The sequence below is a fragment of the Microbacterium sp. zg-YB36 genome (assembly GCF_024623575.2).
Lineage (GTDB): Bacteria > Actinomycetota > Actinomycetes > Actinomycetales > Microbacteriaceae > Microbacterium.
In genome coordinates, this window is record NZ_JANJFD020000001.1 from 1,502,913 (window position 1) to 1,522,003 (window position 19,091).

The following is a 19,091-nucleotide window of genomic DNA, read 5'->3' on the forward strand; positions in this document are numbered from 1 at the left end:
TTAGGGATTGCGCGGATCCCCATTCGCCGCGAGGCGGTCGAGCCACTGCTGGGCGGTGGTTTCGTCGAACGGCGCCTCGCGGTTGCGCACCCGGGTCTCGAGGTCGACGGCGACCCGCTCGAGGCGATCGACGATGTCCAGCGGATAGCCGTAGGCCACCCGGTGCTCGTCCCACTCGTCGCGGTCCTCGATGTAGACGTCGGCGCCGACGCGCTGCACGACATCGAGATCCATATCGATACCGCCGGGTTCGCCGTCGATCCACGTCACATCCCACGCGAGGTCGATGTAGATGTGAGTGCGGTGCGGTGGCGCGTTCGTCGTGAACACCCAATCACCCTCGGGCGGGATGAGGGTGACGTTGGGCTGCGGCGCCGGGATGTCGCGGCCGGGGCGCACGCTGCGGTCCCCCACCCGCTGACCGACCCAGTCACCCCAGCGGTCACTGCCGAGATACACGCACTCGTGCACCCAATGCGCCCCACCGTCCCACTTTCGCCAGCGGAACAGCAGCGGGGTGCCGGGGGCAGGACGGGCGGATACCGCGGAGATCGCGTTCACCCTGGCGAGTCTAGGCTTGAGGGGTGACTTTGACCCCTCCCCGCCTCGTCGTCCAGACACGGGAGATCGACCACATCGAGGATCTGCTCCCCTTCACCTCCCCTTCCGACCCGACCGCGTGGATCCGCCGCGGCGACGGCATGGTCGGGTACGGGGACGCGTATTCGTTCACCTACGGCGGCCCCGACGGGCACGCGTCGCTCGCGGAGGCGTGGCAGCAGTTGGCCACCGCTGCGGTGATCGACGACCCGCTGCAGCTGCCCGGCACCGGGCTCGTCGCCTTCGGCGCGCTCACGTTCGATCCCCGCTCCGCACGGCAGAGCGTGCTGACCGTCCCGCACATCGTGGTCGGCCGCCGCGGCGCCCGGTCGTGGGTCACCACGATCGGGCCCGCAGGCGGCACCCCGGCGGAACCCGTCGAAACGCCCTATGGCGTGCACTGGTCGGGCACCGTCGGACCCGGGGCGCAATCACCGGACGGGTACATGACCGCCGTGAGGGAGGGGCTCGACGCCATCGCCGCCGGTGAGGTGGAGAAGGTCGTGCTGGCCCGCGACCTGCGCGGCAGCGTGCCCATCGGCTCGGACCTGCGCCGCCTCGCGCGCGCACTGGCATCCGAATACCCCGACACCTGGATGTTCGCCGTCGACGGCCTCATCGGCGCGAGCCCCGAGACCCTCGTCACCGTGCACGGCGGCACCGTCACGGCCCGCGTGCTGGCCGGCACGACGCCGCGGGGCGCGGATGCCGATTCCGACACCGCCGCCGCGGCCGCGCTGGCATCCAGCACGAAGGACATCGACGAGCACGAGTTCGCGGTGCAGAGCGTGCTGGCTTCGCTTCGCCCCCACACCCGCGCGCTCGTGGCCAGCGAGGCGCCGTTCACGCTGAAGCTGCCGAACGTGTGGCACCTCGCCACCGACGTCGAGGGGGAACTGGGCGGAGTGGCATCCGCTCTGGATCTCGTCGCCGCGCTGCACCCGACCGCAGCCGTCGCCGGCACGCCGACGGCTGCCGCGATCGAAGTGATCCACCGCCTCGAGCCGTTCGATCGGGGCCGCTACGCCGGTCCCGTCGGGTGGATCGACTCCCGCGGCGACGGGGAATGGGCCATCGCGCTGCGCTGCGCCCAGTTCGACCCGCACGTCGTGCCCACCGACGGTTCCGACGACATCCCCGTCACTGCGTATGCCGGCGCGGGGATCGTCGCCGACAGCGACCCGGAGACCGAGCTCATCGAGACCCGCGTGAAGTTCCGCCCGATCGTGGACGCGCTGGCCTAGCCCGCCGCGCGCGTTCAGTCGTCGCGAACGTCCCCGCCCGCGCGCCGGACGGCCCCATCGCGACCACCGAACGCACGGGGTCGCGCGCCGCGCGCGCTGGGTCGTCGCGAATGTCCCCGCCGACGCGCGCGCGAGGGCCGGATGCGACGACCGAACCGGGCCGCCGCCGGCGCACGCGGCGCGTCAGGTCGCCGCGAGCCGCGCCTTCTCGGCCTCGACGTCGAACGTCGCCGCGGGCCACTGCGGGTCGATGCGCTCCAGCGCCTCCAGCAGCAGGTGCTGCACCGCGAGCCGCGCGTACCACTTGCGGTTCGCCGGCACGACGTGCCACGGGGCGTGGTCGGTCGAGGTCCGGTCGAACACGGTCTGGTACGCGTCCATGTACTGCGGCCAGAGCTTGCGCTCGTCCACGTCGCCGGTGTTGTACTTCCAGTGCTTCTCCGGCCGGTCCAGGCGCTGCATGAGCCGTTTCTTCTGCTCGTCCGGCGAGATGTGCAGCATGACCTTCACGATGTGGGTGCCGGTCTCGACCAGGCCCTGCTCGAAGTCGTTGATGGCGCCGTATCGGCGCTCGATCTCCGCCGCCGGCGCGAGCTGGCGCACCTTGCCGATCAGCACGTCTTCATAGTGCGACCGGTCGAAGACCGCGATGTACCCTGCCTCGGGCACGTGCTCGTCGATGCGCCACAGGAAGTCGTGGGCGAGTTCTTCGGGCGTGGGCTTCTTGAACGCCTTGAGGTGGATGCCCTGCGGGTCGGTCGCCCCGATGACGTGCCGCACGATGCCGCCCTTGCCGGCGGAGTCCATCGCCTGCAGCACCAGCAGCAGCGAGGGCTTGGTCGGGTCTTCCCGGCTCTGCGCGAACAGCCGCTCCTGCAGCTCGTCGAACTCCTCTGCCCCCGCCTCGAGGTCCTGCGCGGCGTTGCTGCGGTCGCTGCCGTAACCGGGCGTGGCGCCCGGGTCGACGTCGGCGAGCCGAAAGCCCGCGCCCACCCGCAGCAGTTCGGCCACGTCGCCGTTCCAGTGCTTCTGACTTCTCGCTGTCATGCAGTCATCATGGCGGATGCCGCGTGCGGCGGCATCCGTGCGCGTGCGATTCAGCGCGGCAGCGGCACTTCGATGATCTGGCGTCCGCCGACCGGAGCGGTGAGCGCCTGGTCGAGCGCGGCGCGCGTGGTCACCCGCTGGTACTCCCACCCGTAGGCGGTGGCCAGCTGCTCCAGCCGCACCGTCTGCGGCGTGTACAGCACCCGGTCCATGGCCACGGTCGAGGCCACCGCGGCGACCTCCAGGCTGTCGAAGATCGTGCCGCCGCCGTCGTTGCCGACGATCACCTGGATGCGCGGTTCGGCCTCACCCGGCGGCAGCAGCAGCGCGCCGACGTCGTGCAGGAAGGCGAGGTCGCCGAGCAGCAGGCGCGTGACGCCGGCTCCTCCCCCGCTCTGCGAAGCGGCGGCGATGCCGAACGCGGTCGCGATCGTGCCGTCGATACCGGCAAGACCCCGGTTGGCATGCACCGGCACCTTCTTGCCGCCCAGCACCGCGTCGGCCACGCGCACCAGGCGCGATGAGCCGAACATCAGCCGATCGTGCGGCCAGGTGGCCCGCCACACCGCGTCGACGAGCGACTCCCGGTCCAGCGGCGCGCGGATGGCCTGCATTTCGGCGGCGATCGCCCCCAGGCGCTGCGCCGGTTCGGCCGATGCCAGTGCGTCGGCGTCCGGGGCGGGCGGGGTGAGGTCGACGGAGGCTTCACGCGACGCGCGCATCCACTGGCCGAGCCATTCCCGGTCGGGTTCGGCCGCGGCGACGCCGATCGCACCGACCGCGGTCGTCGCACCGTTGAGGTTGAGGGGCTCGCCGGGGCCTCGTACGGCGAGCACCTCGACGTCGTCACGAGACAGGAGCGCGACCACTTCGCGGCTGAGGGTCGGGTGTCCGAAGACCACGGCGCGCTCCACGCGTCCACCCAGCTGCGGGTCGCGCAGCAGGGCGCGGTAACCGTGCACGAGGTTGCGGCCGAAGCGGGCGCCGCTGACGATCTCGGCGATGAGCGGCCACGAGGCGCGGTGCGCGAGTTCTTCGGCAGCCGCTCCGGCATCCGCACCGGCCACCACGACGGTGCGCCGTCCCGCCGGCAGCAGCAGCGGCTGGTCGTCGGCTTCGAGTGGCACGTCGGCCTGCCCGATGCCGCCGCCGCCCTGGTACAGCGCGCCGGATGCCTCATCGGTCGTGAGCTCTTCGACCGGCACGTCGTCGGCGTCCACCGCGACCGGCGCCGCGAGCAGCCATGAGGGCAGCACGCCGCCCAGCGGCTCCCGCGAGGGGAAGTTCAGGTGCACCGGTCCGCTCGGGCGGTTGCCCCAGCCGATCGCGGCGGCGAACGCCTCGTCTGCGACGCTGCGGAACATCGCGGACTGTTGCCCGGAGCCGTCGGCATCGGTCTGGTCCGGCACCGGAAGGTCGGCTTCCCACCGGGCGCACGCGGCGAACATGCCGGGCTGGCGGGTGGTCTGGTTCGCCCCGACGCCGCGCAGTTCCGGCGGCCGGTCGGCGGTCAGCAGCAGCAGCGGCACGCCGGCATGGTGGGCTTCGAGTGCGGCCGGCAGCAGGTTGGCCGCCGCCGTACCGGAGGTGCAGATCACCGCGGCGGGTGCGCCGGACTCGCGGCCGAGTCCCAGCGCGGTGAATCCCGCGACACGTTCATCGATGCGCACGTGCAGCCGCACGAGCCCGCGGGTCTCCAATTCGGCTGCGACGAGCGCGAGAGCCTGCGAGCGGGAGCCCGGGCTGAGCACCAGGTGCCGCACGCCCAGCTCCACGAGCCGGCCCAGCAGCGCCGCTGCGGCATCCGTTGCCGGTGCCTGTTCCCCCGCGCTCATGCGTCGGTGGGGCGCTGTGGCGGGTTGCCCGACCGGGGGTCGTCGTCTTCGGAGTCGAGCGCCTTGAGCTCTTCCTCGATGCGCCGGATGCGCTCGTCCTGGTCGCGGATCTCGCCGATGCGGCCGAGGAACTCGGGATCGTCATCGGGCGCTTTCACCCGCGGGATGGCCGATCGGCGGGTACGGCCGACGGCGAACCAGAGGATGCCGCCGAGCACCGGCAGCGCGATGACGATGAGGATCCACATCGGCTTGCTGACGCCGCGATGGCGGGACGGGTGCTGTACGGCGCAGTCGACGATGCTGTAGACCCAGAAGACTGCCAACAGCAGCGCAACGATGAGAAGGATACGCGCCACGCCTCCATCCTAGGCGCGCTCGGGCGGGCGGTGTCCTACCGTGACCGAACCGAAGCCGGATGCAGGCGACGCCTAGGATGGAAACGTGAACGCACGCTCCGCAATCGTCTACTCGGTGCTGCGACTGCTGGCATTCCTGGTGCCGTTCGGCCTCATGATGCTCTCGCCGGTACTGCGGGAGTACTACTGGCTCGCCGCCATCTTCGCCGCCCTCATCGGGCTGAGCCTGTCGCTGCTGTTCCTGCGGCGCCCCCTCGCCGACGTCACGTCGGGCCTGGCGGAGCGCCGCGCGCGCGGCAGCGCGGCGGAGAACGACGCCGATGCCGAGGATGCCGCCCGCGACGCGCTCGGCGACGACGCGGCATCCCGCTGACTCAGGCCGCGAACGCCCACAGCAGCAGCGCGCCGTAAGCGACCGACGTCAGCGACGTCACGCCCAGGGCGACGACCAGTTCGCGCGGAGCCCGGTACGTCCAGACGATCAGGATGGCCGCGGCGGCCGGGATGAGCGCGAGCAGCGTGAGCAGCGCGATCGGGTACAGCAGCGCGAGGTAGCCGGAGATCGCGAACGGCACCAGCAGGAACACCGTGAACAGCACCTGGGTGGCGCGCTTGCCGATGCGCACCGTCAGGGTGCGCTTGCCCGCGACGCGGTCCTGGTCGATGTCGCGCAGGTTGTTCGCCAGCAGCACGGCGCACGCCAGCAGCCCGGCGCCGACGGCGGCGAGCCAGGTCTCCTGCAGCACGGCGCCGGACTGCACGAATGCGGTGCCGGCCGTGGCGACGAGCCCGAAGAAGACGAAGACGAACACTTCGCCCAGGCCCGCGTAGCCGTAGGGGCGCTTTCCGCCGGTGTAGAACCAGGCCGCGATGATGCAGACGGCCCCCACCGCCAGCATCCACCAGTGCTGCGTGCGGATGACGATGGCCAGACCCGCGAGCGCGGCGAGCGCGAAGAACGACAGCGCCACGATGAGCACTGTGCGCGGCCTCACCTTGCGTGATGCCGTGAGGCGCGCCGGCCCCACCCGGTGGTCGTCAGTGCCGCGGATGCCGTCGCTGTAGTCGTTCGCGTAGTTCACGCCGATCTGCAGCGACACCGCCACCACGAGGCACGCCAGGGCGATCACCCAGTGGAACGCCCGGTCGACCAGCAGCGCGCCGCCGGTGCCGATGAGCACCGGCGTGACCGCCAGCGGGAGCGTGCGCAGCCGGGCTGCGCCGATCCAGTCCCGCAGCGTCGCCTTCGACACGTGGGCGGGGTCGCCGGAGACCTGCGGCTTCTGCGGGTTGCCGCGAGGCTTGCGAGCGGATGCCGGTTTGTTGCGCTTCTTGCGCGTCGGTGCTGCCACGAGCAGTCAGTTTAGGCGGCAGTCAGGGCGTCAGGTCGCGCACGGCCCGGCGGATCGCCTCCCGGTCGGGTTTGCCGCTGGCAAGCGTGGCGATCTCGTCCACCAGAACGAGCCGCGTCGGCCGGGCGTGGGGTCCGATGACCGCGGCGACCGCGGCGCGGGCCGAGTCCAGCTTGTCCGCTTCGCTGCGGCGCAGCGCCTCGCCCCGGGTGGCCACGACCACCGACGCCTCTCCCCACCGCTCGTCGGGCACCGCGACGACGACGGCGGACGACAGTCCCGGGATGCCACGGACGATCTGCTCCACGCGATCCAGTGACACGTTGATGCCGCCGCTGACGATGACGTTGTCAAGCCGGCCGCGCACCTGCAGCACACCCCCGGCGACGATGCCGGCGTCGCCGGTGCGGTACCACCGGGTCCCGTCGCTGTCGCGCGGGAAGGCGGCGGCCGTGCGGTCGGGGTCGTCGAGGTAGCCGTCGGCGAGGGTGGGGCCGGTGATCTGTACCTCCCCCTCGATCGTACGCAGGCCCACCCCGTCCAGCGGGACGCCGTCGTAGACGCACCCGCCGCTGGTCTCGGTCGACCCGTAGGTGCGGACGATCCGCGCCCCCGCCGCCTGTGCGCGTTCGAGAGTGGCCGCCGGCAGCGCCTGGCCGCCGACCAGGATCGCCTCGAACGAGCGCAGCGCCGAGGTCACCACGGTCTCGTGCTCCGCGGCATCCAGCAGCTTCGACAGCTGCGCCGGGACGAGTGACGTGTACGTGGCGATGCGTTCGCCGTGATGGGTGGATGCCATGGTGAGAGAAGCTGCGGCGAACGCCTGCGGAGTGAACGCGCCCGACAGCAGCGCCGGCTCGCGACCGGAGACGATCGCCCGCACCAGCACCTGCAGCCCCGCGACGTAGGACGCCGGCAGGGCCAGCAGCCAGTCACCCTCACCGATGCGCGCGGTCGTGGCGATCGCGCTGGCCGTCAGCGCGTTGCGGCTGAGCACGACCGACTTGGGCACCCCGGTCGAACCGGACGTCGTCACCACGACCGCGGTGCCGGCCGGCACGGCACGCGGCGCGGGCTCCACCATGCCGAGCCCGAGCGCGGGTCCCGCGCCGTGAATGGCGGCCCGCAGGCACCGCAGCACTCCGCGCGGGTCTTCGCCTGCCACCGCCTCAAGTTTCATGTTCGCCTCAGTAGTGCCAGGGGTAGGGCGACCAGTCGGGATCGCGCTTCTCGAGGAAGGAGTCGCGTCCCTCGACTGCTTCATCGGTGCCGTAGGCCAGGCGGGTCGCTTCGCCGGCGAACACCTGCTGGCCGACCATCCCATCGTCGACGGCGTTGAACGCGAACTTCAGCATGCGGATCGCGGTGGGCGACTTGGTGAGGATGGTGCGCGCCATCGCGATCGCCTCGCGCTCGAGCTCGGCGTGCGGCACGACGCGGTTGACGGCGCCCATCTCATACGCGCGGTCGGCGGAGTACTCCTCGGCGAGGAAGAACACCTCGCGGGCGATCTTCTGCCCCACCTGCCGGGCCATATACGCCGAGCCGTAACCGGCGTCGAACGAGCCGACATCGGCATCCGTCTGCTTGAACCGGCCCTCTTCGCGGGACGCGATCGACAGGTCGCACACCACATGCAACGAATGGCCGCCACCGGCCGCCCACCCCGGGATCACCGCGATGACCACCTTCGGCATGAACCGGATGAGCCGCTGCACCTCGAGGATGTGCAGTCGGCCGGAGCGCGCCGGGTCGGGCACCTGAGCCTGGTCGCCTTCGTACTTGTAGCCGTCGCGGCCGCGGATGCGCTGGTCCCCGCCGGAGCAGAACGCCCACCCGCCGTCTTTCGGGCTCGGACCGTTGCCGGTGAGCAGCACCACGCCGATGCGGGAGTCCTGCCGCGCGATGTCCAGCGCCTGATACAGCTCGTCGACGGTGTGGGGGCGGAAGGCGTTGCGCACTTCGGGCCGGTCGAACGCGATCCGCGCGATGCCCCCGTCCCGGGAGACGTGCGCGGTGATGTCGGTGTAGGCATCGGCGCCGGGCGCCGGCTGCCACATCGTCGGATCGAACAGCTCGGAGACCATGACTCCAGCCTATTCCGGCGGCAACGGCTGCCGCAGACGGTCAGGCGTTCTTGCCGTCACGCCAGCGCAGCCAGCGCTCGATGATCGAGTAATCCCAGTCGGGGCCTTGGAACCCGAGCGTGAACAGGCGCACGCCGCTGCCGTACAGCGCGTCGGCGAAGTCCTCGTCGCGGTCCTTCAACTCGTTGGAGATGACCAGGCCACTCGTTTCGCGCTGCTCGGCCTCGGCCCACTTCTCGATCACGGACAGCTTGTGCGGCAGCTCGTCGGGCCCCACGAAGCTGTGCCAGATGTCGGCGTGACGAGCGACCAGGCGCAACGTCTTCTGCTCCCCCTTGCCGCCGATCATCACCGGGATGCGCCGGGTAGGGGCGGGATTGAGCTGAGCCCAGCGCTGCTCGATGCGCGCGAGCCCCTGCTCCAGGTCGCGCAGCCGGGACCCGGGGGTGCCGAACTCGTACCCGTACTCGTCGTAGTCGCGCTCGCACCAGCCGGCCCCGGTGCCGAAGATGAACCGTCCCGTGCCGCCCTTGGCCGAGATGTGGTCGAGGGTGCGGGCCATGTCGGCCTGCAGGTCGGCGTTGCGGTAGCTGTTGCAGTTGACGAGGGTGCCGAATTCGACCCGCTCGGTCTGCTCGGCCCACGCACCGAGCATGGTCCAGGCCTCGAAGTGGAAGCCGTCGGGGTCGCCGGACAGCGGGAAGAAGTGGTCCCAGTTGAACAGGATGTCCACGCCCATCTCCTCGAGCCGCTGCACGGCCTCGCGGAAGGCGGGGTACGGGGCGTGCTGGGGCTGCAGCTGGATTCCGAGGCGCACGGGGGTGTCGAGGAGGGGCATGAGGATCAGTTTAGGACGGGCTTCAGCGCGCGCCGGAAGGCGGCGAAAGCGCTCCACCCCGTGATTGCGAGCGTGCCGACCACGACCAGCAGGGTGATCACCAGCTGGGCATCGTCGTCGATGTCGAGGTAGGCCACGAAGGCCGGATCGAACAGTCGACCGGTCACCGCGAGCCCCACGACGGGAGCAGCCCAGGCCAGCGCGAGTACCGCGACCGCCGTCGCGCTTCCTACTCCCCACCGGCCGGTCGCCCGCGCCCGCAGAGCGACGACGGCCCCGACGAGGACCAGCAGGATGCCGACGATCAGGCTCCCCGGCCACAGCGCGGCATCGAGCACCGATAGGTGTCCGGCATCGTCGATGGGCCACGGGACGGTGACCGCCACGAGCCCCACGATCGCGAAGACGACGGCGACGAGGTGAAGGGTCATCTCGACCGGGCCCAGCCGGGTGCCGGCATCCATTTCTCCGCGCGGTAGGTGGTCGACGGTCCACGTCCCGACGGGCTCACCCGTCCGCTCCAGCGCGGTGTAGACGATCGTCATGCCGGTGAAGATCACTGCCCCGACGCTGAGCGTGATGCCGATGGTCGGCCCGATGATCCCCCACGGCGACCTTTCCGCCAGGACCATGGCCACGACGACACCGAACGCCACCGGCGGCAGCGCGCTCCACAGCACGATCCGCAGGACGCGACGCCACGTCGGGTACCAGCGTGGGCCGATGAGATACAGCGGCCGGTCGGCGTATCCGGCGGCGAGCACGGCGGGGTCCCCCAGGCCGTTCAGCACGGCGACCTCGGCCGCCGCCGGCTCCTCCCCCTGCGCCACGCGGCCTTCGATCTGGTCGCGTATCGACGCGCGCAGCTCGGCGGCGTAGTCGACGCGCTCGGCGGGCCGTACCGCCGCGGTCGCGGCCGCAACGTAGCGGCCGGTGTAGTCGTCGCCTGTGATTGATCGCATGTCCGTGCCTTTCTGGCCAGTCGGGTGCCTCAGCGCGCGCGGCGCGCCTTCAGTGCGGCGTCGATGATGTCCCACGCGGCCACACCGACGATGACGATTCCCAGCGCGGCCGCCGAGATCGACGCGGCCTGATCCGACAGGGCAGGGAAGCCGCCGGGGAAGAACGCCGGATTGACCAGCATCCCGCCCCCGAGCAGGACGAGCGCAGGCACCGCGACCGCCAGCGCGACCCCCGCGTTCGCGACGACGAACGGCCACGTCCACCGCCCGCGCACGTACACGGCGACGGCCAAGGCCGCCTCCGCGGCGAGCAGCACGAGCAGCGCCGCGATCCCCCAGGGCCACAGCCGAGGGTCGAGCATCGGCATCCACTGATCCTGCAGGTACACCACTCCCGTGACCTGGTCCCAGATCACCGCGCCCGCGGCTATCGCGACGAAGACGAGCGAGGCGATGAGGTCGCCCAGACCCTGTCCGGCGGGGCGGACCTCGCGCAGCTGGTCGACGGTCCAGGCAGTGAACGGCGTGCTCTTGCCGCTGAGCGCGCGGTCGGCGATGGCGAAGGCGAGGGTCACCCAGAACGCCACGTGGATGCCGACGGACAGGGTGCCGCCGATGACGCCGCCGATCACCTCGCTGATCATCTCGACGGCCTCGCCGCCGGCGAGCACCGCTCCGACGGCGAAACCGATCGCGGCCAGTGGCAACACGATCCACAGCAGCAGCTTCAGCACCCGGAGCCAGTCCAGGTACAGGCGCGGACCGATCAGGTGCAGCGGGCGGTCGGTGTACCCGGCGGCGAGCCTCTCGGGGTCGCCGAGCTCGCTCAGCACGGCCCGCTCCGCGTCGGCGGGAGGCTGGCCCGATGCCGCACGGGCATCGACCTGGTCCTCGATCGAGGCGCGCAGTTCGGCGGCCAGATCGGGGCGCTGCTTCTCTGGGACGGAGCGCGTCGCTGCGTCGACGTAACGATCGGTGAAGGTCGACTGCACTGTCATGTCATTTCTCCTCGGGGAGGCCGGCGATCGCGTCGGCGATCGCGGTGAAGTCGTCGGTGAGGGCGCCGGCCAGGCGCTGCCCGGCCTCGCTCGTGCGGTAGAACTTGCGGGGCCGGGCCTCGTCGGTGTTCCACTCGCTCGTGAGATGCCCCTGCTTCTCCAGGCGGCGCAGCAGGGGGTAGAGGGTGTTCGCGTCGGTGTCGAAGCCGCGACGGCTGAGCTCCTCGAGCAGCCCGTACCCATACCCGGGCTCCTGCAGCAGCCGCAGGCACGCGAGCACGATCGTGCCGCGCCGCAGTTCCTGCAGGTGCGTATCGAGGGCTTCCGTCTCGCTCATGCCCCACACGTTACTGTGTCTCACACACTATTGTCCACCACAAGATGCAGCTGTCTCCGCACTGACAGGATGGGAGGGTGAACCCGCTCCCCGCACTGACCGAACTCCTCGACGGCGCCGTCGTGGTCGCCCTCCCCCTGGCCACCCGCTTTCGCGGCGTGGACACCCGTGAGGCAGTGTTGCTGCGGGGGCCCGCGGGGTGGACCGAGTTCTCCCCGTTCACCGAATACGACGATGCCGAGGCGGCCACGTGGCTGGCCGGCGCGATCGACTTCGGCTGGCAGGAGTCCCCCGCGGCGGTGCGCGACCGGGTGCCGGTGAACGCCACCATGCCCGCCGTGGAGGCGAGCCGCGTGCCCGAGGTGCTGGCCCGATTCGACGGATGCCGCACCGTGAAGGTCAAGGTCGCCGAGCCAGGGCACTTGCTCGCCGACGACGTCGCCCGCGTGCGCGCCGTGCGGCAGGCGCTGGGGCCGGAGGGGCGCGTGCGGCTCGACGCCAACGGCGCCTGGAACGTCGATGAGGCCGAGCACGCCGTGCACGCCCTCGCCGAGTTCGATCTGGAATACATCGAGCAGCCGTGCGCGAGCGTGGCCGAACTGGTCGAGCTGCGCGGTCGCATCCGCTACATGGGGATCCCGATCGCCGCCGACGAGAGCGTCCGCAAGGCATCCGACCCACTCGCCGTCGCCCGCGCCGGCGCCGCGGACATCGTGGTGGTCAAGGCCCAGCCGCTGGGCGGTGTGCACCGTGCCCTGCAGATCGTGGCCGAGGCGGGGCTTCCCGCCGTCGTGTCCAGTGCACTGGAGACCTCGATCGGGCTCTCGATGGGCCTGGCGCTGGCCGCCGCGCTGCCCGACCTCGAGTTCGACTGCGGGCTGGGGACGGCCGCGCTGTTCACCGGCGACGTCATCGCCTCCCCGCTGGTCCCCCAGGGCGGCTGGCTGCCCGTCGGGCGAGTGCAGCCGGATGCCGACGCGCTGGCGACCCACGCGGCATCCGACGATCGCCGGGACTGGTGGCTGGATCGCGTCGCGCGCTGCCACGCCCTGCTGTCGGTCAGCTGAGCGGAGCGTCCACCAGCGCGTTCGCGAGGCGTTCCGCGCGTGCGTTGAGGAGCTCGCCCGCCTCGGCGGCGCTCAATCCCTGCAGCGCGGCGCGCACGCTGGTGTCGTCGGCAACCTCTATGAACAACCGGGCAGCTTCGTCCGCCGGCAGGCGCAACCGCAGGCCGTACGCGTCGACGAGCCCCGAGATGATCTGCGTGGTGCGCTCGACCATGCCGTCCTGCCAGGCGAGATATGCCTGGGCCATCTGCGGGTCACGCAGCGCCTGCGCGCGGATCTCGCTCACCAGCGCCGGATCCATGTCGCCGCCCAGCGACAGTCCCACGACCCGCCGGACGAGTTCGGTCGGCGCAGCAGGGACGTGGTGCGCCTCGAGCTCGCGCACCCGGCTTTCGACCTCTTCGAGCTTCGCCTCAGCGAGCCGGGCGATGAGCGCCAGGAACAGCTCGTCCTTCGACGCGAAGTTGGAGTAGAAGGCACCGCGGGTGAAGCCCGCGCGTTCACACACCGCCTCCACCGAGGCCCCGTCCAGCCCGATTTCGGCGAAGACCTCGAGTGCGGCATCCATGAGCCGCCCTCGCGTGTTCTCTCTGCTGCGGGTGAGCGGTCGCACCTGAGTCATCTCGGTCCTGTCCGTTTCACATGAACCGCACAGACTCGCGGTTCCGGCGGCTATTACGATACACCTACGTATCGGATACAGCGCTGTATCGAACCTGCCGACCGCCGATCGAAGGACGCCGTGTCCACTCTCCTGTTCTCCCTGGGCCGCTGGTCGTACCGTCACCCGTGGCGGGTGCTGCTGTCGTGGCTGCTGCTGCTGACGATCGTCGGCGGAAGCGCGGGACTGTTCATGAAGGGCACCGACAACGCCTTCTCGATCCCGGGCACCGAGGCGCAGGAGGGCATCCTGCTGCTGGAGCGCACCTTCCCGCAGGCCAGCGGCACCAGCGCCCAGCTGGTCGTGGTGGCCGCCGACGGCGCCCAGGTCACGGACGAGCCGTATGCGGATGCCATCGCCGACACGGTGACCGACCTGACCGATCTGGACGACGTGCTGGCGGTGACCGACCCGTTCGACGAGATGGTCACGGGTCTGGTCTCCGAGGACGCCCAGGCCGCCATCGTGCGGGTGCAGTTCGACGGGCAGGCCACCGACGTGAGCGAGGCCGCCACCGACGCACTGCAGGATGTCACCGCGCAGCTGCGCGACTCGCTGCCGGCGGGCTCGCAGGTGGCGCTGGGAGGCGATCTGTTCTCGGCATCCATCCCCGCCCTGACCATCATCGAAGCCGTCGGCGTGCTGCTGGCGCTGTTCGTGCTGATCGTGACGTTCCGCTCGTTCGCGGTCGCCTGGTTCCCGCTGGTGAGCGCCCTGATCGGGGTGGGGCTGGCGATCGCGCTGATCTACGTCGCGACCGCGTTCTCGTCGATCTCCTCGACCGCGCCCATGCTCGCGCTCATGCTGGGCCTGGCGGTCGGCATCGACTACGCCCTGTTCATCGTCGCGCGACATCAGGATCAGGTGCGCGAGGGCATCGACCCCGAAGAGTCCGCCGCCCGAGCCACCGGCACCGCCGGCTCCGCCGTGATGTTCGCCGGGGTCACCGTGCTCATCGCCCTGATCGGCCTGGCGTTCGCCGGCATCCCGTTCCTCACCACGATGGGCATCGCCGCGGCCGCCGCCGTCGCGATTGCGGTGGCCGTCGCAGTCACCCTCACCCCGGCACTGCTCGGCTTCACCAAGGGCCGCGTGGTCGGCTGGGCACGCCGCGCACCCCGCCGGCCCCGCAAACCCCGCTCCAGCGGTGGTTTCGCTCAGCGCTGGGTCACCGGGGTCACCCGTCACCCGGTCGTGACGACGGTGGCGATCGTGGTGGGCCTGGGGATCGTCGCGATCCCGGCGGCATCGCTCGGACTCGCCCTGCCCAACGCCGGCGTGCAGCCGACGTCGAGCCAGGCGCGCCAGGCGTACGACCTCACCGCCGAGCACTTCGGCCCCGGCACCAACGGGCCGCTGGTCATGACCGGCACGATCGTCACCTCCACCGACCCGCTGACGCTCATGACCGACCTCGGCGACGAGATCGCGCAGATCCCCGGCGTGGCCGAGGTGGCACTGGCGACCCCGAACGAGACCGCCGACACCGGCATCGTCCAGATCGTGCCCGAGACAGCACCCGATGACCCCGCCACCGCCGACCTGGTGCGGGAGCTCCGCGGGCAGCATGACCGCCTGCTCGAGGAGTACGGGGTCGATCTGAAGGTCACCGGGTACACCGCCGTCGGCATCGACATCTCCGACCGGCTCGGCGCCGCTCTGGTGCCGTTCGGCATCTTCGTCGTCGGGCTGTCGCTCGTGCTGCTGACGATCGTGTTCCGCTCGATCTGGGTGCCGATCACCGCTGCCGCCGGCTACCTGCTGTCGGTGGCGGCATCCTTCGGCGTCGTGGCGGCGGTGTTCGAATGGGGCTGGTTCGCCGACGCGCTGCATGTCGCCCGCACCGGCCCGGTCATCAGCTTCATGCCGATCATCCTGATGGGCGTGCTGTTCGGCCTCGCGATGGACTACCAGGTGTTCCTCGTCTCGCGCATGCGCGAGGACTACGTGCACGCCCGGCGGGAGCGGGGCGGCCGCGCCGATCGACTCACCGCGGTGGCAGCGGTGCGCTCCGGCTTCACCGCGTCGGCACGCGTCGTGACGGCGGCGGCGGTCATCATGTTCGCCGTCTTCGCGGCCTTCGTGCCCGAGGGCGATTCGTCGATCAAGCCGATCGCCCTGGGGCTGACCGTCGGCATCGCGATCGATGCGTTCCTGGTGCGCATGACCCTCGTCCCGGCGGTGATGGCCCTGCTCGGCGAGAAGGCGTGGTGGATGCCGCGGTGGCTCGAGCGTCGTCTGCCCCACTTCGACATCGAGGGCGAGGCCGTACAGCGCGAACTCGCCAGCGCCCACTGGCCCGACCGGCCCGCCGCCGTGGCGGGCGAGGGCGTGACGGTGCGCGCCGATGACGCCCACGGCGACGAGGTGACGCTGTTCGCCGGCGCATCGTTCCATGTCGAGGACGGCGGCACGCTGCTGGTGGCAGGGGAACCCCGCGCGGCGCGTGCGTTCGCGCTGATGGTGGCCGGGCGGGTGACGCCCGACGACGGCCTGCTGCGGGTCGCCGGACACCTGCTGCCCGGACGCGCCGCCTGGGTGCGTGCGCACGTCGGCGTGGCCCTGCTCGACGGCGCCGCCGACCCGGTCGGTGCGCTGCACGCCGCGTGCAACGGGTCACCGCGTCTGGTGGTCGTCGACGGACTCGACGCCCTGCCCGCCGAGCACCGCGACGCCGCGGCAGCGGTGCTGCGCGACGCGGCCGCCGCGCTGCGCGAGCGGTCCGACGATCCCCGCGCCGCGCTCACTGTCGTCGCGACCGGACAGCCCGACGGCCCCGCGAGCATCGTGCTCGCCGCCGCTCACCGCGCCGCGCCGGCCATCCTCGAACTGCACGACGTGCCCGCGACCGCGTCGGATGACGCCGCCGCGGCATCCATCTCCGAAAGCAAGGCCCACGCATGACCCTCTTCCTCGAGCGCGCCCGCTCGCGCCGACCCATCACCTGGCTCACCCTCGCCGGCGTGCTGCTGCTGCCGGTGGTCATCGGCGGCATCCTGATCGCCGCGCTGTACAACCCGGCGGAGCGGCTGGACGCGATGACCGTCGCCGTCGTCAACGACGACGAGCCGGTCACCCTGGACGGGCAGATGGTGCCGCTGGGCCGCCAGCTCACCGCGGGCCTCGTCGAGGGGTCCGATGAGACCCCCAGCAACCCGACCTGGACCATCACGAACGATGATGACGCCCGCGAGGGCCTCGCCGATGGCAGCTATGACGCCGTCGTGACGATCCCGGAGAACTTCTCCGCCGCCGCCACCTCCACCGCCCCCGGCGCCACCCCGGAGCGGGCCACGATCTCGGTGACCACCGCGCCGGACAGCCTGGTCGTGGACGATGCGATCACGGCGCAGGTCACCGGGGCGGCCGCGACGCTCATGGGCACCGAGCTGTCGCAGGTGTACCTCGAGAACGTGTTCCTCGGCTTCACGACCCTCGGCGACCAGCTCGGCGAGGCCGCCGACGGCGCGACCGAACTCGCCGGCGGGGCGCGCACGGCCTCCGAGGGCGCAGTGAGCCTGGCCGACGGCATCCGGCTGCTGTCCTCCGGTGCCGCCGAACTCGGCACCGGAGCGGACGGCATCGCGTCGGGAGCAGCCGGGCTCGCCGGCGGGGCGACCGAAGCGGCAAATGGCCTGGATGCCTGGGCCGGCGGGGCCACCACCCTCGCCGACGGCACCAATCGCATCGCCGACGCCCTCGGCACGATCGCCGGGCAGTTTCCGGCCGACATGCCGCAGGTGCCGCAGGAGGTCATCGATGCCGCGTACGGGATCGGCGCGGACAGCGCCGCGATCAACCAGCAGCTGACTTCGTCGGCGGCGGAGCTGGCTCGCCTCGCGGAGCAGTGCGACGCGGCGGGCACCCCCGAGATGTGTGCCGACCTGACCGCCGCGGCGCAGCAGGCGCAGGCCGCGCTGCCGACGGCGCAGGCCCTGATCAGCCAGGCGGGGACGATCGCTGCGGGCCTGGAAGGACTCAACCAGCTGCCCGCGCTCGGCGCCGGGCTGCAGGAGCTCGCGACGCAGTCCGCGCAGGTCGCCGGCGGCATGCAGGGTCTCGCCGACGGCGCACAGCAGGCGGCCGGCGGCGTGCGCCAGCTCGCCGACGGTGCCGGGCAGCTGTCCTCCGGCGCCGCGCAGCTGGCGTCGGGTGCAGATGCGCTCGCGTCCGGGGCAGCGGATGCCGCGGACGGCGGCGCCTCTCTCGCCGACGGCGCCGGGCAGCTCGCCGACGGCACCGACACGCTCGCGGCCGGTCTGCACACCGCCGCCGACTCGCTCCCGTCGTACACCGACGCCGAGGCCAGCGACCTGGCGTCGGTCGTCGCCGACCCCGTCGGTGCCGAAGGCTTGGGCACCAACCTGTTCGGTGAATCGGCGGTGCCGCTGCTGACCATGCTGCCGCTGTGGTTCGGCGGGCTCGGCTCGTTCGTGGCGCTGCGGGCGGTGTCCGCCCGGACGCTGACGTCCCGTCGCCCCTCGGCGCTGCTGGCGCTGCGCTCCCTCGCCCCGGCTGCGGCGATCGGCGCGGCGCAGGGTCTGCTCGTCGCGGGCATCGTGCAGCTGGCGGCCGATTACGACGGCGGCCAGTGGTCGCTGTTCGCGGTGCTGTGCATGCTCGCCGGTGTCGCCTTCGCCGCCGTCAACCAGGCTCTGGTCGCCGTGTTCGGCGGCGCGGGACGGTGGGCCGCCGCCCTCGTCGGCGTGCTCGCGATCGCCACCGGCATCGTCTCGACGGCACCGGGTGTGCTCAGTTCGATCGCGTCGCTCATGCCCACCGCCCCGGCCTACCAGGCGTTGCTGGGCGCCCTGGCCTCCACCGGCGGCGTGGGTGCGGCCGTGGTCGGACTCCTGATGTGGGCAGTCCTGGCATTCCTGGCGACCACCATCGCGGTGGCGAGCCGGCGCACCATCTCGGCCCGCGCGGTGCTGCAGCCCGCTGCGGCCTGAGCGCCCCTCTCCCCGACACAGGAGAACTCCCCGCAACAGGACGATTCCCCGCGAAACGACCTGTGCCGGTGAGATCGCCTGTACCGGGGAGATGGCGGCTCAGCCCGCGGCGGCGCGAGTGCGGGCGTAGTAGCCGCGCACCCGGTTGCGGTTGCCGCAGTCCTCGCTGACGCACCAGCGGCGGTTGTGCCGGGGCGAGGTGTCGAGGAACACCCAGCCGCACGCGGCGTCGCCGCACTGGCGCAGGCGGTCGGTGCGGCCATGGCGAAGCAGGTCGAGCATGGCGATCGCAATCCGCCGCCGGGGCAGGGCGAGATTCACCGGATGCCGCCACCGCCACTCGTCGTCGTGCTGCTGCAGCCCGCCCGCCGCCACCGCTGCCGCGTGCTCGGCGGTCACCGGATCGGCGGGCCCGGCCTCGAACGCGGCGGCGTAGAACGCCTCGCGCAGCGCGACGACGCGGTCGAGTTCGGCGGCGGCGGCCTGCGGATCGGCCTCGGCCGACGCGGTGAGCGCGGCAGCCTCCGCCGCATCGATCAGCCCGGTCTGCACCGCCCATCGCACCAGGTCGGCAAACTCGGCCAGGTGCTCGATGCGCCGGGTCGCGCTGAGCCGCCAGTCGACGGTGTTGACCAGATCGAGGCAGACATCTCCCCCGATGCGAGCGAAGACCTCTCGCGGCTCGACGCGGACAGATGCGGCATCCATGCCGGCAGACTAACGCACAATTGCCCCTTTACACATGTGCACCC

General features: G+C 71.7%; 18 protein-coding genes. 5 read left to right on the forward strand and 13 right to left on the reverse strand.

Translation table 11 applies throughout. From position 1 onward, the window contains the following. Complete coding sequence (locus NQ151_RS07750; protein ID WP_257527623.1) at window positions 1-561, reverse strand: DUF402 domain-containing protein; 561 nt, start codon at window positions 559-561, stop codon at window positions 1-3. Window positions 562-590: 29 nt separating this feature from the next. On the opposite strand from NQ151_RS07750, the gene NQ151_RS07755 reads away from it, so the two are divergent. Next, the gene (locus NQ151_RS07755) at window positions 591-1,844 is read left to right on the forward strand and encodes an isochorismate synthase (protein ID WP_285891941.1); all 1,254 of its coding nucleotides are present in this window, start codon (window positions 591-593) and stop codon (window positions 1,842-1,844) included. 183 nt (window positions 1,845-2,027) lie between these two features. On the opposite strand, the gene NQ151_RS07760 is transcribed toward NQ151_RS07755, so the two are convergent. The 3 genes from NQ151_RS07760 to NQ151_RS07770 are packed head-to-tail and all read right to left on the reverse strand — an operon-like array spanning window position 2,028 to window position 5,085. Next, complete coding sequence (locus NQ151_RS07760; protein ID WP_257507898.1) at window positions 2,028-2,891, reverse strand: polyphosphate kinase 2 family protein; 864 nt, start codon at window positions 2,889-2,891, stop codon at window positions 2,028-2,030. 50 nt (window positions 2,892-2,941) lie between these two features. After that, entirely contained in the window at window positions 2,942-4,726 is a 1,785-nt protein-coding gene (gene menD, locus NQ151_RS07765; protein WP_257527625.1) for a 2-succinyl-5-enolpyruvyl-6-hydroxy-3-cyclohexene-1-carboxylic-acid synthase, read from the reverse strand. Then, window positions 4,723-5,085 (reverse strand): PLD nuclease N-terminal domain-containing protein, encoded by a 363-nt coding sequence (locus NQ151_RS07770; RefSeq protein ID WP_257507896.1) that lies wholly within the window; start codon window positions 5,083-5,085, stop codon window positions 4,723-4,725. Before NQ151_RS07770 ends, menD begins: the two co-directional genes overlap by 4 nt. A gap of 85 nt (window positions 5,086-5,170) precedes the next feature. Between NQ151_RS07770 and NQ151_RS07775 the strand changes: the two genes are divergently transcribed. Then, entirely contained in the window at window positions 5,171-5,458 is a 288-nt protein-coding gene (locus NQ151_RS07775; protein ID WP_257507895.1) for a DUF4229 domain-containing protein, read from the forward strand. 1 nt (window position 5,459) lies between these two features. On the opposite strand, the gene NQ151_RS07780 is transcribed toward NQ151_RS07775, so the two are convergent. The 7 genes from NQ151_RS07780 to NQ151_RS07810 are packed head-to-tail and all read right to left on the reverse strand — an operon-like array spanning window position 5,460 to window position 11,659. Then, on the reverse strand, window positions 5,460-6,437 hold the full coding sequence (locus NQ151_RS07780) for a 1,4-dihydroxy-2-naphthoate polyprenyltransferase (protein ID WP_257527626.1): 978 nt from the start codon (window positions 6,435-6,437) through the stop codon (window positions 5,460-5,462). Between the two features lie 22 nt (window positions 6,438-6,459). Then, window positions 6,460-7,617, reverse strand: coding sequence for an AMP-binding protein (locus tag NQ151_RS07785; protein WP_257527627.1), 1,158 nt, complete (start codon window positions 7,615-7,617; stop codon window positions 6,460-6,462). A 7-nt stretch (window positions 7,618-7,624) separates the two neighbouring features. Continuing rightward, window positions 7,625-8,524 (reverse strand): 1,4-dihydroxy-2-naphthoyl-CoA synthase, encoded by a 900-nt coding sequence (locus NQ151_RS07790; RefSeq protein ID WP_257507892.1) that lies wholly within the window; start codon window positions 8,522-8,524, stop codon window positions 7,625-7,627. A 40-nt stretch (window positions 8,525-8,564) separates the two neighbouring features. Next, window positions 8,565-9,362: an LLM class F420-dependent oxidoreductase gene (locus tag NQ151_RS07795; protein ID WP_257507891.1), complete on the reverse strand. Its 798-nt coding sequence runs from the start codon at window positions 9,360-9,362 to the stop codon at window positions 8,565-8,567. Window positions 9,363-9,367: 5 nt separating this feature from the next. Continuing rightward, window positions 9,368-10,324 carry a hypothetical protein gene (locus NQ151_RS07800; RefSeq protein ID WP_257527628.1) on the reverse strand — a complete coding sequence of 319 codons (957 nt, stop codon included), beginning with the start codon at window positions 10,322-10,324 and terminating at the stop codon, window positions 9,368-9,370. A 29-nt stretch (window positions 10,325-10,353) separates the two neighbouring features. After that, a complete protein-coding gene (locus tag NQ151_RS07805) occupies window positions 10,354-11,322 on the reverse strand; it encodes a permease prefix domain 1-containing protein (RefSeq protein WP_257527629.1) in 969 nt (322 codons plus the stop codon). A gap of 1 nt (window position 11,323) precedes the next feature. Beyond that, the gene (locus tag NQ151_RS07810; protein WP_257527630.1) at window positions 11,324-11,659 is read right to left on the reverse strand and encodes a PadR family transcriptional regulator; all 336 of its coding nucleotides are present in this window, start codon (window positions 11,657-11,659) and stop codon (window positions 11,324-11,326) included. 77 nt (window positions 11,660-11,736) lie between these two features. Here NQ151_RS07810 and NQ151_RS07815 point away from each other — a divergent pair, with 77 nt between their 5' ends. Next, window positions 11,737-12,726 (forward strand): o-succinylbenzoate synthase, encoded by a 990-nt coding sequence (locus tag NQ151_RS07815; protein WP_257527631.1) that lies wholly within the window; start codon window positions 11,737-11,739, stop codon window positions 12,724-12,726. Here NQ151_RS07815 and NQ151_RS07820 read toward each other — a convergent pair. Continuing rightward, entirely contained in the window at window positions 12,719-13,294 is a 576-nt protein-coding gene (locus NQ151_RS07820) for a TetR/AcrR family transcriptional regulator (protein ID WP_257507886.1), read from the reverse strand. The genes NQ151_RS07815 and NQ151_RS07820 overlap by 8 nt on opposite strands. Window positions 13,295-13,468: 174 nt before the next feature. On the opposite strand from NQ151_RS07820, the gene NQ151_RS07825 reads away from it, so the two are divergent. Both NQ151_RS07825 and NQ151_RS07830 read left to right on the forward strand, forming a co-directional pair. Beyond that, the gene (locus tag NQ151_RS07825; protein WP_257527632.1) at window positions 13,469-16,291 is read left to right on the forward strand and encodes an efflux RND transporter permease subunit; all 2,823 of its coding nucleotides are present in this window, start codon (window positions 13,469-13,471) and stop codon (window positions 16,289-16,291) included. After that, window positions 16,288-18,339 (forward strand): YhgE/Pip domain-containing protein, encoded by a 2,052-nt coding sequence (locus NQ151_RS07830; protein ID WP_257527633.1) that lies wholly within the window; start codon window positions 16,288-16,290, stop codon window positions 18,337-18,339. Before NQ151_RS07825 ends, NQ151_RS07830 begins: the two co-directional genes overlap by 4 nt. Window positions 18,340-18,438: 99 nt before the next feature. On the opposite strand, the gene NQ151_RS07835 is transcribed toward NQ151_RS07830, so the two are convergent. After that, window positions 18,439-19,047, reverse strand: a complete 609-nt coding sequence (locus NQ151_RS07835; protein WP_257527634.1) for a CGNR zinc finger domain-containing protein — start codon at window positions 19,045-19,047, stop codon at window positions 18,439-18,441. Window positions 19,048-19,091 lie beyond the last annotated feature (44 nt).